We start from the raw sequence: 15,069 nt of genomic DNA on the forward strand, positions 1-15,069 counted from the left end.
ACGATTTCTCCTTTTAGGTTCTATAAGCAGAAAGAGGTGGAACAATTGCCTACTCAACAACTTGTAATCTATCTATTAGTATATATGGTTCCTGCCTTGATAATTTTTGGAATAGGCTGTATGGTGTTGGCGCAAAGCCCTCGACGTTTGGAACATAAGTTAATGGTGGCATTTAGTTTTACGTATTGTCTGCTGTATCTTGAAGAATTTATTCGACATTTATTACCATTGTCTTCTAGTGTGTGGATGATTGGTGTATTTTTTTACCAAATCAGGTTATTAACGACCACCATTTTATTCCACTTTCTTATACATATGACGAAAATTCACAAGCATTATCGCATTCCCTTCTATCCATATCTGATTTACGTTCCTATCGCAATCGTTGTCATTTTAACGATGATGAATGTCAATGTCGTGGATGAAATTGAATTTATTCAAACGGGCATTTGGTACTCACCGATTTTTAATAAAACCTATTATATGAAACTGATCCTTTCAACTGTAATAATTGTTCTTATGATAGTCACTTTAAGGAATGGGATGAACCGCGCGACTTCGTTGAGAAAACGTAAATCCATTCAGTTTTTACTGGTTGGAATGATAAGTATGCTCATTTTGACAGTCATTTTAGGTTATCCGAATTATGGTAGGTTCTTACCCCCGCATCCTTATCTACTATCTGGTATTGTGTTTTCCGCTTTCCTATCTATTTCCGTTTTGCGTTTTCAGTTACTACCTTCCGTCTCGAGAAGATATAAAGAATTGTTCAACTTAAGTCCGGTATCCATCATCATTACGAATGATCAGTGGGAAGTATTGGAGTTCAATGACAATGCGGCTATAGAGCTTGGATCTCAAATTAAAGAAGGTTTCATTTTAATCGATTATTTTAGAGTGACAGAGAATAAACAGCAACTTCTTCGACTCAGTGAGCGGTTGAAAAAAGAAGTAACAATCAGAGATTACCTCATAAAAATTATGAACCCAGCCAAGGATGAAACCCTGTATTTTTCGCTGGATGCCTCGATAGTGAGAGTGGATGAGGATGTCTTTTATTATTTGATTTGGCGTAATGTGACCGATGAATTGGAAAGTAAGCAGCTAGTAGAGCGCTTAGCCTATCATGATGCACTCACTAATATTTCCAACCGAGCGTATTTCGTTACTGAAGTAAAGGACAGATTAAAATCCTTGCCTGTTCAGTCAACGAATGGGACGGCGGTTGTGCTTATTGACTTAAATCGATTCAAAGTGATCAATGATACATATGGACATGCTGTCGGTGATCAAGTGCTGAAGCATACAGCATCCATTTTGATGAAAATAACACGGGGAAGTGACATTGTCGCCCGTTTTGGCGGTGATGAGTTCGTCATTTTCCTGGAGGAATACCCAACGGCTCAAGCGGTGGATGACTGGGTGGATGTTTTACGAGAGGAATTCGCAACCAATCCGTTTGTTGGAAATGCCTTAGTGTTGGAAATTGAGCCAAGTATCGGGGTTGCTTTTTATTCAATTGAGGCAAGCCAATTCGACGAGCTATTTCAATTGGCCGATGTGAGAATGTATGAAGATAAGGAAAAGTCTAGAAGGACGCGAAGGGCGCTCCAAATAGACCCAGTAGATAAACAGTAGAAGGAGAATTGCATGGGAATTGTTATTGGTGTTTTCTTTTTCCTATACGGTATTGTATTAGGATCATTTTTCAATGTTGTCGGATTGCGTGTGCCGAAAAAGGAGTCGATTGTTTCGCCTCCTTCACATTGCACCGTCTGTAATCGGAAATTAGGCGTTCTAGATCTTATTCCAGTCTTTTCTTATCTGTTTTTAAAAGGGAAATGTAGGGGATGTGGTACGAGAATTAGCCCGATTTATCCAATCATGGAGCTGGTGACGGGGATTTTATTTGTGTTAAGTTACGCAATGCTCGGATTCAGTGGCGAATTAATCATCGCAATTTTATTCATGTCGCTTCTTGTCATCATTACAGTATCGGACATCGCGTATATGCTTATCCCTAATAAGGTATTGCTACCGTTCGCTATAGTGCTTATCGGACTGCGGTTAGCCATTCCCCTTGAACCTTGGTGGGATAGCTTCCTTGGGGCTATAGTGGGCTTTGGAGTACTCTATCTCATCGCTGTTGTGTCGAAAGGTGGCATGGGTGGCGGGGACATCAAGTTGTTTTTCGTTATCGGTCTTGTGTTGGGTACGACGAATACACTTGTGACACTGTTTTTAGCGGCGTTCATCGGGTCTATTGTTGGGCTTATCGTGTTAAAACGGACAGGGCAAGGACGAAAAACACCAATCCCATTTGGTCCCTCGATTGCAGTGGCTGCTGTTATCTCTTATTTCTGGGGAGCTGATTTTGTCGGTTGGTATGGCAATCTATTCTATTAAGTCGATAAATTTATTGGAACAAGGCGACATACGTCTTGTTCTTTTTCATGTCCACTCTGATACGGTTAACTATAAAAGTACCTTGGTTAGGGCAGACTTATGCCCCAAGCAACTAGGCGCTAGATAAACTTAAAACGGGGTGGTCAGCAATGAAATTCGGAAAACGTTACTCGAAAGGGACAGTTTTCATGGCGATGCTTCACGGTGTCCTCATAGGTGTCGCAGCTGTTGCAGTGATTGGTCTACTACTTGCTGGGACTAAAGGGAAAGACGATGTAAAGACCAGCGGCAAAGAATTAGCCGCATCGGGTCCAGCACCTGTTGAAAATTCAGCAAAGCCTGATGAAGAGCCGTTACAATTATTTGCAAAACAGCATGGAGCATTCTCGTCCTCGGAATCTGCAACTCTATTTATTGCAGAAGATCCAACTCTATCGAAAGCGGCCGTTATAAAGGCGGCCGATAAATACTTAGTTTGGACCGCTGTTGGATTGACGGAAAATGAGATTGATTCTAGTGAGTCTGAAGGTACTTATCGGAAAACATTCAGGGCAGATACCTCATCCTGCGGGGCAATCGGTGCAGGGAAATTGCGTGAGGTCCTCATGCAAACAGAAATAGCCAAAATTAATAATTTGGACGAAACTACAAAGGAGGGGAAAGATGATGATAAGACAAAAGGTTTTTACAAGAATATTACCACCATTACAACATTTACGAAGGATTTACGTGTCGTTAGATTGCTTCTTCTTTCCCAGTATTCACATACAGAAAACTGCGTTAAAATCACTTTTTGAGGCTTGAAAAGGGGACGGATTTGAGTTGTGAGGATTTTGAGACAATTTTCACAAATCCTTTTATCCAGTATGATTGGCTAAAGGGGGAATTACTAATGAAATTTACAGTTGTTAAACCAGTTATTCTAGCTTCAGCATCTCCGCGCAGGAAAGAAATTCTAAGTTTGCTTGGCTTCCCGTTTACAGTCGTGCCAAGCAATGTGGCTGAGGATTTAGCTGTAGAAAATGACGATTTTGAAGGCTATGCACGGCAACTTGCCGCGATGAAAACGCAGGCAGTAGCGAATGAAGAACAGGGTTCTATCGTAATCGGAGCGGATACGATTGTTGTGTATAAAGGGAAATTATATTCGAAACCAGAAAGTAAAGAACAAGCGCGAGCATTTTTAGAAGAGCTTTCAGGGAAAACGCATTCAGTTATAACAGGCGTTGGGGTATTTACGGATGATAAGATATGTACATTTTCCGTCCAGACAAAAGTTACTTTTCGTGAACTTGACGATATGTTGATTAATGCATATGTGGAATCCGGTGATCCAATGGACAAGGCTGGCGGATACGGTATTCAGACGGCTGGCGCATTATTGGTGGATAAAATTGATGGTGATTACTACAATGTTATGGGATTGCCAATTGCGAAGTTAACTGAGTATATGCGGAAGCTGGGCTTTATGGAATTGAATGGTGGTGTATCATTCATTGACAATTGATCTTCAGCCCAAAATGATGATTCGCGATGTACATATTGCGGACAGGCCACGTGAACGACTCATTAGACAAGGTGCGGAAAGTTTGTCCAATCAAGAGCTGATTGCGATATTGTTGCGCACAGGTACAAAACAGGAATCTGTTCTTGTTCTTGCTAACCGAATCTTATCCTCATTCGATAAAATCCAAGACTTGAAAGACGCTACTATTGAAGAATTGATGCTGGTAAAAGGAGTCGGTAAGGCGAAGGCGGTCCAAATCCTTGCTGCCGCAGAGATTGGCAAGCGGATGTATCGTAAGCATTCAGAGGGGCGATACACGATAAGGTCTCCGGAAGATGCAGCTGCCTATTTAATGACGGATATGGCCTCACTCAATCAAGAGCATTTCGTAGTGCTCTTTTTGAATGTTAAAAATGAAGTCCTTCATAAACAGACTATTTTTATCGGTAGCCTCAACTCCAGCATAGTTCATCCGCGTGAAATTTTTCGCGAAGCAGTAAAGCGGTCTGCCGCGTCAATAGTAGTTGCGCATAATCATCCGAGTGGAAACCCCTCACCATCTCCAGAAGATATCGAAGTAACGAAAAGATTAATTGAAGCGGGTTCGATTATGGGCATCGAAGTTCTCGACCACGTTATCATTGGAGATCACCAGTTTTTAAGCCTGAAAGAGAAGGGTTATATGTAAATTTATTCTGAAATAATGCTTCGAATGGCACGAAAAATGAATAAGGGTACATGTGACGCTGTGAATTTGCTCTTCTATCCGTTATACTATGGTGTATGATTTCATGAATGCCGTAATTAACGGTTTAGCAGAAAGGAAGAACACAATTGTTTGGATTTGGATCTAGAGATGTCGGGATTGACCTCGGCACAGCAAATACATTAGTTTTCATTAAAGGAAAAGGCATTGTCCTCAGAGAGCCTTCAGTAGTAGCGAAAAATACACATACTGGTGAAATTGTAGCAGTCGGTAGCGCTGCGAGAAATATGATTGGTCGTACACCTGGATCTATCGTGGCAACGCGCCCGATGAAAGACGGCGTTATTGCTGATTTTGAAATTACGACAGCAATGATTGAGCATTACATGAAAGAGGCAACGAAAACGTCGGGCGGAGCATGGAAAAAGCCAAACGTCCTAATTTGTGTGCCTTACGGAATTACTTCCGTTGAACAGCGTGCGGTTATCGATGCTTCACGTCAAGCCGGTGCAAAAGAAGCGTTCACAATTGAAGAACCGTTTGCGGCTGCAATCGGCGCAAATCTACCTGTTTGGGAACCTACTGGTAGTATGGTCGTCGATATAGGTGGCGGTACAACAGAAGTTGCGGTCATTTCACTTGGCGGCATTGTAACAAGCGAGTCAATCCGTGTCGGTGGCGACACAATGGATGGCGCGATTATTAGCTATATCCGCAAAATGTATAATTTGACTATCGGTGAACGGACTGCAGAAGCTATTAAAATTGAAATTGGTTCTGCAAAAGTAATCGGCGATACACAGAAGATGGAAATTCGTGGACGTGATCTTTTGACTGGTCTGCCGAAAACAATCGAAATTTCTTCTGATGAAATCGCAGAAGCATTGCGTGAGTCAATTGCACAAATCATTGATGGTGTGAAGAAGACGCTTGAAACAACACCTCCGGAATTATCTTCGGATGTTATGGAACGCGGAATTGTACTAACAGGTGGTGGTGCATTGCTCCAGAATCTTGATAAAGTCATTTCTGATGAAACACAAATGCCTGTTTTCATAGCTGAAGATCCACTTGATTGTGTTGCAATCGGTACAGGTAAAGCACTTGATAATTTTGAATTGATCAAAAAAATGCAAGGTAGATAAGTAAGGGAGGACATGGGCAATGCCGCGATTTTTTTCAAATAAACGTTTGATATTACTGCTCGTGGGCGTCATTATCCTTGTGGCATTAATTTCATTCTCCCTCAAAGACCGGCAGAATGCCTCCCTTCCAGAACAAGTTGTGAAAGATGTCGTCGGCTTCGGGCAGTCACTATTCTCGAAGCCGGCGCTTTACATAACAAACGTTATTGGGAATATTGATGGGATTTTGAATACATATGAAGAAAACAAACATTTAAAAGTAAGATTAAGCGAATACGCCTCTGGACAAGCCGAGCTGGCGGATGTGAAAGCAGAAAATGAACGCCTGCTCGAAATTGTCGGCAAAAAAGATGAATTGCGTGTTTATGATCCGGTCCAGGCGACGGTCATTTCGCGGAACCCTGACCAGTGGGAAGAGAAAATCATCATAGACAAGGGCGAAAATCAAGGTATTGAAAAGAATATGGCGGTCATTACAGCGGATGGCCTAGTTGGAAAAGTTGTACTTGTTACAAAGTTTACGTCCACAGTTGAGCTATTGTCGACTGAGAATCGTAATTTCCGTGTTGCTGCAGTTGTTGCAGGTGAAAAGACTTACGGACTTATCGAGGGGTACGACATTAAACGCAGTGAGCTTATTATGAAACGTATTGACTCTAGTTTCGAAGTCAAAGTCGGTCAGAAAGTCATAACATCTGGTCTTGGTGGTATTTTTCCGAAAGGGCTTTTAATTGGAGAAGTAACAGAAGTATCGACAGATGATTATGGACTGACGAAGTTGGCGTATATCCGGCCGGCAGCGGACTTTTCGTTGTTGGACCATGTTATCATTGCTAAGCGCTCATCCATTGTTCAGGGGACAGACGGGGACAGCTCTGCGGATACTGAGGGGGAGGATGGATCATGATCCGATCCGTCATCCCTCTTATTGCCGTATTGTTGTTTTTCCTAGAGCCTGTATTCAGTCTGTTTTCACCGGTGAACATTGGTAGTGATAGCTATACGCTTGTTCCGCGGTTTGTTATCGTGTACCTTATTTTTATAGCTGTCTATTACAGTAGAAAACATGCAATCATTTACGGAATTGTGCTTGGACTCTTGTATGATATGTACCATATTGATATTATTGGATTATATGCATTTCTCTATCCTTTGATCTGCTTTATTGCAACACTAATTATTCGCCAAATCCACCGCCATATTGTTACGGTGATGTTCTTGGCCTTACTTCTGATTATCGTGCTCGAAGTACTATCATACTTTTTTGCTAGTCTCGTTTCATTGACATCTATTGGATTGGATGAATTCATTACAGGGAGACTTATTCCAACGATAATTGCCAACTCAATATTCGTTGGTATGTTCGGTTGGTTTTTCAAAACACTTATTTATAAAAGAGTAGTAGAGCGACAGGGCGAAACTTTGTAAAAGAAAATGCGGGGTGACGCAAATGACGAAACAGCAATATGTAACAATAAAAGGGACAAAAGACGGTCTTGTTCTTCGGCTTGACGACAAATGCGCTTATTCGGACATGATTGCCGAGCTCCGCAGAAAAGTGGAGGAAGACGGCTTGGAAGGACTTGCGGAAGTGCAGGTTCATACGGGTAGTCGCTACTGCAATGAAGAAGAATTGCGAGAGATAATGAACGCGATTCATGATTCTCCAAATTTACGTGTATCAAAAATCCAAAGTGATGTTATCACGATGGAAGAATGCAATAGAAAAGTACTTGAAAATCAATCTGAAACCTACATCGGCATCGTGCGATCGGGTCAAGTTGTGCAGGCAGAAGGGGATCTCGTTGTCATTGGTGACGTGAATCCCAATGGCCGCGTCGTCGCTGCGGGCAGCATTTATGTACTTGGTAGACTGAAGGGGATCGCTCATGCAGGATCGAGCGGCAATACGAAGGCTGTGATCGCGGCTTCTTGGCTTGAAGCAACACATCTTATAATCGCGGACAAAATGGAAACGATGACGGATGAGTTAACGATTTTGTCGGAACAACCGGAAATGGAATGTGCTTATTTGCATCCGAACGGCTTCATTGCCATCGACCGTCTGCAGGAACTCCGGATTCTTCGGCCTGGTCTGTCATCATTCAAAGGAGGAAGCTAGTTTGGGAGAAGCAATCGTAATAACATCTGGTAAAGGTGGTGTCGGCAAGACGACGACATCCGCAAATCTTGGAACTGCACTGGCTCTCCAAGGTAAAAAAGTGTGTCTGATTGACACTGATATCGGCCTCCGTAATCTTGACGTCATTCTCGGCCTTGAAAACCGTATCATCTATGATTTAGTGGATGTTATTGAAGGACGCTGCAAAGTTCAACAGGCACTCGTGAAGGATAAACGTTTCGAGGACGGTCTCTTTTTATTGCCGGCTGCTCAGACTACTGATAAAAACGCAATCAATCCTGAACAGATGAAAAACTTGGTTACTGAACTGAAACGGGATTATGATTATATATTGATTGACTGTCCGGCTGGAATCGAACAAGGTTTCAAAAATGCCATTGCTGGTGCTGACCGTGCCATTGTCGTTACGACTCCTGAAATTTCGGCCGTTCGTGACGCCGATCGAATCATTGGTTTGCTTGAACAGGAAGACATAGAACCCCCGAAACTGATCATCAACCGCATCAGACGGCATCTCATGAATAGCGGAGATGCACTTGATGTCAACGACATTACGACACACTTGTCTATCGACTTGCTCGGCATCATCCTAGACGATGAGAACGTCATCACCTCCTCAAACAAAGGGGAGCCCGTCGTCATGGATCCAGCGAATCCTGCAGCAATTGGCTATCGTAACATTGCGCGCCGTATCCTCGGCGAATCAGTTCCGCTTATGTCTCTTACCACGGGAAAACCTGGATTCTTCGGTAAACTTAAATCGATATTTGTGAAATAACCCTAAAACCCCTTGCACATATTTTTTGTGTTGGGGGTTTTTTGTGAATTTTAGGTGGTGAAAATGGAAGAGTTGAAATTACAATTCGAAAGTTCCAATTAAACGTGGATTGTAGCAATTAGGTTTCAAGAGTTGAAGTTAAGCATTGAGAGTTGCAATTAGCGATAGTAAACGAATTGGGTTCCGCGATTGAAGTTAGAAATCGATACTTTTTCAATGAGAAATTCAAAATAGGAGGAGATTTTGATTGATAATTAAAAAACGAGGTATTCCAGGGGCTTTTGCAGGGCTAGCATCGCTTGTTTCACGTATATCGGAATCCGATGAAATGTATAAAAGAATTAAGTCTGATTATAAAAATAGTCGAGGGGGATTTGCGGGTGAATTGAAAGTTGATAATTATTTGAAAGAGCTTGAACTAAAGATGCCCTATTACGTTTTGCAGAATCTGAATATCAAGGTTGGAAAAAAGGAAGTTCAAATTGATACATTACTTATACATCCTAATTTCATTTTGGTAATAGAAATAAAAAATATGCGGGGGGAATTTTATTTTGATCCCGTTAATAAACATTTTTATAGGCTGAACGACGAAGGGAAAAAGGAAGGAATGAGGAACCCGGAAGCGCAGCTAAGTCGGTCGACAACTATTATCAATTCATTTCTTCGTAATATAGGGGTCGAGATGTCCGCCAATGGACTTATCGTATTCGTTAGCCGTGCGGGGATCGTTATGCAAGCATCGGAAAACTGGAAAACGATTCCGATTGATTCACTGGTGGAATATATCGAATTTTTAGAGAGTCGTACTAAACGTGTGATCGCGAATGAAATATGCAAGCGTTTGGCATTTGAGCTTTTGACCGAAGATAGACTAGAAAAACCATTTAGTATCGTTGACTATTATATTTCGGTTGATAAAGTGAAGAAAGGGGTCAGATGTCCAAAGTGTGATTACATTCCAATGCTAAGAAAGCATTCGCGATGGTGTTGTGGGAAATGCGGAAAGGAATCACGTGATGCTCATCTCAATACCCTACAGGAATATCGTTTATTATTTGGACCGGAAATTACGAGTAGAAGTGCGATTGAATTCATGCAGCATGACTCCATTTACTTTGCGATACGTGTTCTTAATAATAATGCTGAAATAAAAAAAGCGAAGACAAGGTATAGATTATTTCAAATTAGAGATGAAAAACATCTATTATCGGAATTTATTCGGGAAGAGTTGAAAAAATAGTTGTTGAAATAGGAGGTTTGAAATTAGGTTTGACTAGTTGTAATTAGAATTCGAAAGTTGCAATTGAAATCCCGAAGTTGCAGTTAAAACTCGCTAGTTGCAATTAGAACCAAAAAGTTGCAACCAAAGAGAGATAACGGGTATTTGCTGCCCAACTTTTCTCGCAGAAATAGAACTATACGAACTCCACTTTCGATAAATTCCGTTCAACCGCCCATAATATTCCCCCCACCTACGTCATATACTAAAAAAAACGGGTGGTGTGACCGGTTGAAATGGAGAACGAAGTGGATGATGGCAATTGTGTTGACGCTCGGGGTGATTGGTGTGGCGAAGTTGGAGGATGCGGGTGTGATACGGGAACCTGTTACGCAGTATGTCACGTCTGGCAAGGACTTTATAGCGATGAAAAAATGGGTGGCAACAATAATTAAAGATCCGGCTGCTGACCAAATCGCGGTCATGGCAGATCCCCATCAGGAAGACCCTTTTTCCGCGTATGAATCAATGCAGCCATATAAAGAGGGTGTGATTGTATCCTATACACAACCGTTAACGATTGATGCGCAAGAGAACGGGCTTGTCATTTTTACAGGTTTCACCCGCGAATCGGGGAAAACCGTTACGGTGTTATATGATAGTGGGGATGAAGTGACGTATGGTTACGTTGGAAAAGTTGTCAAACTGCCGTATACAGCTGTGAAAAAAGGGGACACGCTGGCGCTAATGGATGAGGGGGCGATTTATCTGAAGGTAAAGCGTGATGGTGTGAAAATGGATGCGTCGCTTTTGCCGACATATCTTTCGGGCGGGGAACAATGAAATTTAAGCTTCATCCTGTTCTTTTGCCTTTTTTTCTATTTTTAATCATGACCGGCAGCATTTCGATTTATGCCATTATCTTTATTTCGCTTCTGATTCATGAAGCTGGGCACCTCCTTGCTGCCTATCTTACTGGAATGCGCATACGATCTTGTACAATCATGCCTTACGGTGGCGAAATCGTTATTTGGAATAAACATATGGCACCAAGAAGAGATCGTCTCCTCGTCGCGCTCAGCGGTCCTTTAGCAACGTTGCTCCTATTATTAATGGCGATTTGGATTCCATTTCCGGGTGACGACCAAGTTATCCGGATTCAAGTTGCATTGCTAGTGCTTAACTTACTTCCCATTCTACCGCTTGATGGTGGACAGGCAATATGTGCGCTGCTCGAAACAGAAGGTTCCGTTTATCGCACACGCTCGCTCGTTTTGCTGCATTCAATTCTACTTCTTTGCGCTAGTATTATCCTATTATCAATTGATATACCTAAGACATTGCCCTACATTCTCCTGGCAACGTTCCTCTTGCTTCAAAACATTTCCGCTTTTCGGTTCCGAAAATATGAAAAAGCATTTGCAGAAATAAAATTAAATAGGTTGACGTAATTAAATATACGTGGTAATATTCAAATGTTATTGTTTGTAGCACCCGTGCTACAACCGCGCTGATAAGGTACAAGTATCCGTACGGATCACCTTGGAAGGCGAGTCTGTAATTATAGAGGAGGTGCAAGTATGTACGCAATTATTGAAACTGGTGGAAAACAGATCAAAGTTGAAAAAGGCCAGGAAATCTACATTGAAAAAGTAGCTGGTGAAGCTGACGAAGTTGTCACTTTCAACAGAGTTCTATTCGTAGGTGGAGAAGACGTGAAAGTAGGCGTTCCATTCGTGGAAGGCGCTACAGTTACAGGAACTGTTGTTAAACAGGGCCGTGCTAAAAAAATCACTGTTTTCAAATACAAGCCGAAAAAGAACTATCACAAAAAACAAGGTCATCGTCAGCCATACACTAAAATCGTCATTGACGGTATTAACCTGTAAGCCGGCATGATCAAGATCATCATCAAGAAACAATCATCCGGTCGTATCAACTCTTTTGAGATGACAGGCCACGCTAATTTTGCAGAATACGGAAAAGACCTTGTCTGTGCAGCTGCATCTGCAGTATCATTTGGTGCTGTCAATGCAATTATTGCACTTACAGGCAAAACCCCTGAGATTCAACAAGGATCTGACGGTGGCTATTTGAAAGTCAGTTTTCCTGAAACTGAAGAAAACGATCACGATACACAGTTGATTGTAAAGGCGATGATTGTTTCATTGCAGACGATTGAAAATGACTATGGGCAACATATAAAAATTATTCTTAAATAGTAGGAGGTGGCATACATGCTACGTTTAGATCTCCAGTTTTTCGCATCGAAAAAAGGGGTAGGTTCTACTCGGAACGGTCGTGACTCTCACTCGAAACGTCTTGGCGCAAAACGCGCGGACGGACAGTTTGTTACTGGCGGCTCAATCCTTTATCGTCAGCGCGGAACGAAAATTCATCCAGGTGAAAACGTCGGTCTCGGTGGTGACGATACTCTTTTCGCAAAAGTTGACGGCGTCGTTCGTTTCGAACGTTTTGGTCGTGACAAAAAGAAAGTTAGCGTATACCCTGAAGTTCAGGAAGCTTAATATACGTACGACAGAAAGGACTGCATACGAATATGCAGTCCTTTTTCTTTTTTTCCGAGAGAAGAAAATGTGCTTTTTCTACTTATATTGTTGTCTAGGCGCCAGACGCTCGTATCGCTTCAGTGGAAAGGGATTAGAACTGCATCCCTCTTACTTGATGAAAAAGCAAAGAGTGCCTTTATGTTCAAGCCTTCCAGCGATTTTAGCGTCTAAACGGCGTCTTGCGCATTTCTAGGCAACAGATGCTATACTATATACATGAAAATTGTTGGCGGTGAATGGGAATGGGGAACAGTAAACTTACCACGGCGGAAGCGCTGAAATTTGCAAGACATGATTTTTTAAATGAACTTCAATTAGTCTTGCTCTATATCGATCTTGATAAACTACCGGAAGCAAAACAAAAGATCTTGGAAGCAACCAATCGAATGCGTGAAGTGGCATTATTAGAAAGGCTCGGACTTCCAGCCGTTGAGATATGGCTTACTACGTTCGACTGGCTATATGGTGCTTTTACAAAAACGATGACGTGTACAATAGCATCCGGAATCCGGGAAGCTGATGATGCGGCAGTTGTAACTTATTTAGAACGAATGTTTAGTGAAGCTGAAAAAACATTGGACCCGACTTCTGAGTACGAAACGCAGATCGATGTGCAGGCAACAGCCGAAAGTTGGTCAATTACGATTACTGTGCATGCCCACATGAAAAAAAATCTGTTAGAACCGGTGGCACTCGGAAACATTACAGTTGAAGAGACACTTTCGCAAAATCAATGGACGTTCACAATTAGTGGACAATAGGAGGAAAATAAATGTTTGTCGATCACGTAAAGATTTATGTAAAAGGCGGCGACGGTGGTGATGGAATGGTTGCTTTCCGTCGAGAAAAGTATATCGCATATGGTGGTCCAGCCGGTGGTGATGGAGGACAAGGTGCTAACGTTGTTTTCATCGTGGATGAAGGATTGCGTACACTGATGGATTTCCGTTACCAGCGTCATTTCAAGGCGCCACGCGGTGAGCATGGTGGCAGTAAAAATATGCACGGGAAGAACGCAACTGATGTAGTTGTCAAAGTTCCACCTGGTACGATTGTGACAGATGCAGAAGATGGTTCAATCATCGCTGACCTCGTTGAACACGGTCAGACAGCAATCATTGCTAAAGGTGGCCGTGGAGGACGCGGGAATAGCCGATTCGCGACACCGTCAAACCCTGCACCTGAACTATCTGAAAAAGGTGAGCCGGGCGCTAATAAAGAAATTAACCTAGAATTGAAAGTGCTAGCGGATGCAGGACTAGTCGGCTTCCCAAGCGTAGGGAAATCGACGTTATTATCTGTCGTTTCCGCTGCAAAACCGAAAATTGCAGATTATCATTTTACGACACTTGTTCCAAATTTAGGAATGGTTGAAACGGATGATCACCGTGGCTTCGTGCTTGCTGACCTTCCAGGATTGATTGAAGGAGCGCACCAAGGTATTGGTCTCGGTCATCAGTTCTTACGCCATATCGAACGGACACGCGTCATCATCCATGTTGTTGATATGTCCGGCCTTGAAGGACGTGAACCATTCGAGGACTTCTTGACAATTAATGAGGAGTTAGAACAATACAACTTACGTTTAACAGAACGTCCGCAAATCATTGTTGCAAATAAAATGGACATGCCTGAAGCGGAAGAGAATCTAAAAGTCTTCAAGGAAAAACTGAATGACAGCAATGCACTCATCTTCCCAATTTCAGCACTCACAAGAACTGGACTTGACGGATTGCTACATGCGGTTGCAAATCTCCTTGAAACGACACCGGAATTCCCGATGCATGAAATTGAGGACGAAGACAAAGAGAACTCAGTTCTGTACAAATATGATGGAGAAGCAGAGTTGTTTAAAGTGGCGCGTGATGATGATGGCGCATTCGTATTGTCGGGCTATACAATTGAGCGTCTGTTCAAAATGACCGACTTCAACTTTGACCAATCCGTACGTAAATTCGCGAGACAATTGCGTGCTATGGGTGTAGATGATGAACTCCGTAAACGTGGCGCGAAAGATGGAGATACTGTGCGACTTCTTGACTTCGAATTTGACTTCGTAGATTAATCAGGTGGAATGAATGACTAAAAAATGACAAAAGCTACGCACGAAGGGGGATATCCTATGAAGCAGTTGGGGGAAGGTCAGTTTTATCTTGTAAGGGAAGACGTACTGACAGAATCGATGCTGAAAATGTTAGAAGCGAAAAGGCTTTTGGCAAGCGGAGAGGAATCGACGATACAAGATGCCACGAAGAGGGTAGGATTATCCCGTAGTGCATTTTATAAATACCGTGACACTGTTTATCCGTTCGAATCAATTGCACGTGAGCGTATCCTAACGATTTTCATTCAGCTGGAAGACCGGAAAGGATCGCTTGCGACATTGTTGCAGATTGTCTCTGAGTCAAAATGTAATGTCTTGACAATTCATCAGACCATTCCTGTTCAAGCACGGGCTAATATTACTTTGTCACTCGATGTAACAGAAATGATCATAAAAATGGAAGAGTTCCTGCAACGGTTGAAAGCACCTGACTTTGTCGATTCAGTTGTCTTAATCAGTTCAGGTGCACTCTGATGGGAGGATACTAG

Annotated in this window: 19 protein-coding genes and 1 other annotated feature; all 19 genes read left to right on the forward strand. The window is 42.3% G+C overall.

Annotated elements, in window-relative coordinates:
- The first annotated feature begins 45 nt into the window (after positions 1 to 45).
- The 19 genes from AZE41_RS08680 to AZE41_RS08770 all read left to right on the forward strand — a co-directional run bounded on the left by AZE41_RS08680 (position 46) and on the right by AZE41_RS08770 (position 15,055).
- Complete coding sequence (locus tag AZE41_RS08680) at positions 46 to 1,638, forward strand: GGDEF domain-containing protein (RefSeq protein ID WP_067208121.1); 1,593 nt, start codon at positions 46 to 48, stop codon at positions 1,636 to 1,638.
- Positions 1,639 to 1,650: 12 nt separating this feature from the next.
- Positions 1,651 to 2,406, forward strand: coding sequence for a prepilin peptidase (locus AZE41_RS08685; protein WP_067208124.1), 756 nt, complete (start codon positions 1,651 to 1,653; stop codon positions 2,404 to 2,406).
- A gap of 149 nt (positions 2,407 to 2,555) precedes the next feature.
- Positions 2,556 to 3,203 carry a hypothetical protein gene (locus tag AZE41_RS08690; protein ID WP_067208126.1) on the forward strand — a complete coding sequence of 216 codons (648 nt, stop codon included), beginning with the start codon at positions 2,556 to 2,558 and terminating at the stop codon, positions 3,201 to 3,203.
- Between the two features lie 95 nt (positions 3,204 to 3,298).
- The gene (locus AZE41_RS08695) at positions 3,299 to 3,913 is read left to right on the forward strand and encodes a Maf family protein (protein ID WP_067208128.1); all 615 of its coding nucleotides are present in this window, start codon (positions 3,299 to 3,301) and stop codon (positions 3,911 to 3,913) included.
- Between the two features lie 16 nt (positions 3,914 to 3,929).
- Positions 3,930 to 4,601 carry a RadC family protein gene (gene radC, locus AZE41_RS08700; RefSeq protein WP_082786810.1) on the forward strand — a complete coding sequence of 224 codons (672 nt, stop codon included), beginning with the start codon at positions 3,930 to 3,932 and terminating at the stop codon, positions 4,599 to 4,601.
- Between the two features lie 146 nt (positions 4,602 to 4,747).
- Complete coding sequence (locus tag AZE41_RS08705; RefSeq protein WP_067208132.1) at positions 4,748 to 5,764, forward strand: rod shape-determining protein; 1,017 nt, start codon at positions 4,748 to 4,750, stop codon at positions 5,762 to 5,764.
- 19 nt (positions 5,765 to 5,783) lie between these two features.
- Positions 5,784 to 6,671, forward strand: a complete 888-nt coding sequence (gene mreC, locus AZE41_RS08710; RefSeq protein ID WP_067208135.1) for a rod shape-determining protein MreC — start codon at positions 5,784 to 5,786, stop codon at positions 6,669 to 6,671.
- Positions 6,668 to 7,192: a rod shape-determining protein MreD gene (gene mreD / locus AZE41_RS08715; protein WP_067208137.1), complete on the forward strand. Its 525-nt coding sequence runs from the start codon at positions 6,668 to 6,670 to the stop codon at positions 7,190 to 7,192. The genes mreC and mreD overlap by 4 nt, the downstream gene beginning before the upstream one ends.
- A gap of 22 nt (positions 7,193 to 7,214) precedes the next feature.
- Positions 7,215 to 7,886 carry a septum site-determining protein MinC gene (gene minC, locus AZE41_RS08720; RefSeq protein WP_067208140.1) on the forward strand — a complete coding sequence of 224 codons (672 nt, stop codon included), beginning with the start codon at positions 7,215 to 7,217 and terminating at the stop codon, positions 7,884 to 7,886.
- A 1-nt stretch (position 7,887) separates the two neighbouring features.
- Positions 7,888 to 8,685: a septum site-determining protein MinD gene (gene minD, locus AZE41_RS08725; RefSeq protein ID WP_067208143.1), complete on the forward strand. Its 798-nt coding sequence runs from the start codon at positions 7,888 to 7,890 to the stop codon at positions 8,683 to 8,685.
- Positions 8,686 to 8,932: 247 nt separating this feature from the next.
- Positions 8,933 to 9,928 (forward strand): nuclease-related domain-containing protein, encoded by a 996-nt coding sequence (locus AZE41_RS08730; RefSeq protein WP_067208145.1) that lies wholly within the window; start codon positions 8,933 to 8,935, stop codon positions 9,926 to 9,928.
- 270 nt (positions 9,929 to 10,198) lie between these two features.
- Complete coding sequence (locus tag AZE41_RS08735) at positions 10,199 to 10,750, forward strand: hypothetical protein (RefSeq protein WP_156475998.1); 552 nt, start codon at positions 10,199 to 10,201, stop codon at positions 10,748 to 10,750.
- The gene (locus AZE41_RS08740; protein ID WP_067208151.1) at positions 10,747 to 11,358 is read left to right on the forward strand and encodes a M50 family metallopeptidase; all 612 of its coding nucleotides are present in this window, start codon (positions 10,747 to 10,749) and stop codon (positions 11,356 to 11,358) included. Before AZE41_RS08735 ends, AZE41_RS08740 begins: the two co-directional genes overlap by 4 nt.
- Before the next feature lie 42 nt (positions 11,359 to 11,400).
- Positions 11,401 to 11,474: a sequence feature (ribosomal protein L21 leader region), on the forward strand.
- A 13-nt stretch (positions 11,475 to 11,487) separates the two neighbouring features.
- Complete coding sequence (rplU, locus tag AZE41_RS08745; protein WP_067208153.1) at positions 11,488 to 11,796, forward strand: 50S ribosomal protein L21; 309 nt, start codon at positions 11,488 to 11,490, stop codon at positions 11,794 to 11,796.
- A 6-nt stretch (positions 11,797 to 11,802) separates the two neighbouring features.
- Positions 11,803 to 12,129: a ribosomal-processing cysteine protease Prp gene (locus AZE41_RS08750; protein ID WP_067208156.1), complete on the forward strand. Its 327-nt coding sequence runs from the start codon at positions 11,803 to 11,805 to the stop codon at positions 12,127 to 12,129.
- A 15-nt stretch (positions 12,130 to 12,144) separates the two neighbouring features.
- On the forward strand, positions 12,145 to 12,435 hold the full coding sequence (gene rpmA, locus AZE41_RS08755; protein ID WP_067208159.1) for a 50S ribosomal protein L27: 291 nt from the start codon (positions 12,145 to 12,147) through the stop codon (positions 12,433 to 12,435).
- A gap of 284 nt (positions 12,436 to 12,719) precedes the next feature.
- Positions 12,720 to 13,238 carry a Spo0B domain-containing protein gene (locus AZE41_RS08760; protein WP_067208162.1) on the forward strand — a complete coding sequence of 173 codons (519 nt, stop codon included), beginning with the start codon at positions 12,720 to 12,722 and terminating at the stop codon, positions 13,236 to 13,238.
- 11 nt (positions 13,239 to 13,249) lie between these two features.
- Positions 13,250 to 14,542, forward strand: a complete 1,293-nt coding sequence (gene obgE, locus AZE41_RS08765) for a GTPase ObgE (RefSeq protein WP_067208165.1) — start codon at positions 13,250 to 13,252, stop codon at positions 14,540 to 14,542.
- Between the two features lie 57 nt (positions 14,543 to 14,599).
- Positions 14,600 to 15,055 carry an ACT domain-containing protein gene (locus AZE41_RS08770; protein WP_067208168.1) on the forward strand — a complete coding sequence of 152 codons (456 nt, stop codon included), beginning with the start codon at positions 14,600 to 14,602 and terminating at the stop codon, positions 15,053 to 15,055.
- The last annotated feature ends 14 nt before the right edge of the window (positions 15,056 to 15,069 follow it).

The organism is Sporosarcina psychrophila, from assembly GCF_001590685.1.
Taxonomy (GTDB): Bacteria; Bacillota; Bacilli; order Bacillales_A; family Planococcaceae; genus Sporosarcina; species Sporosarcina psychrophila.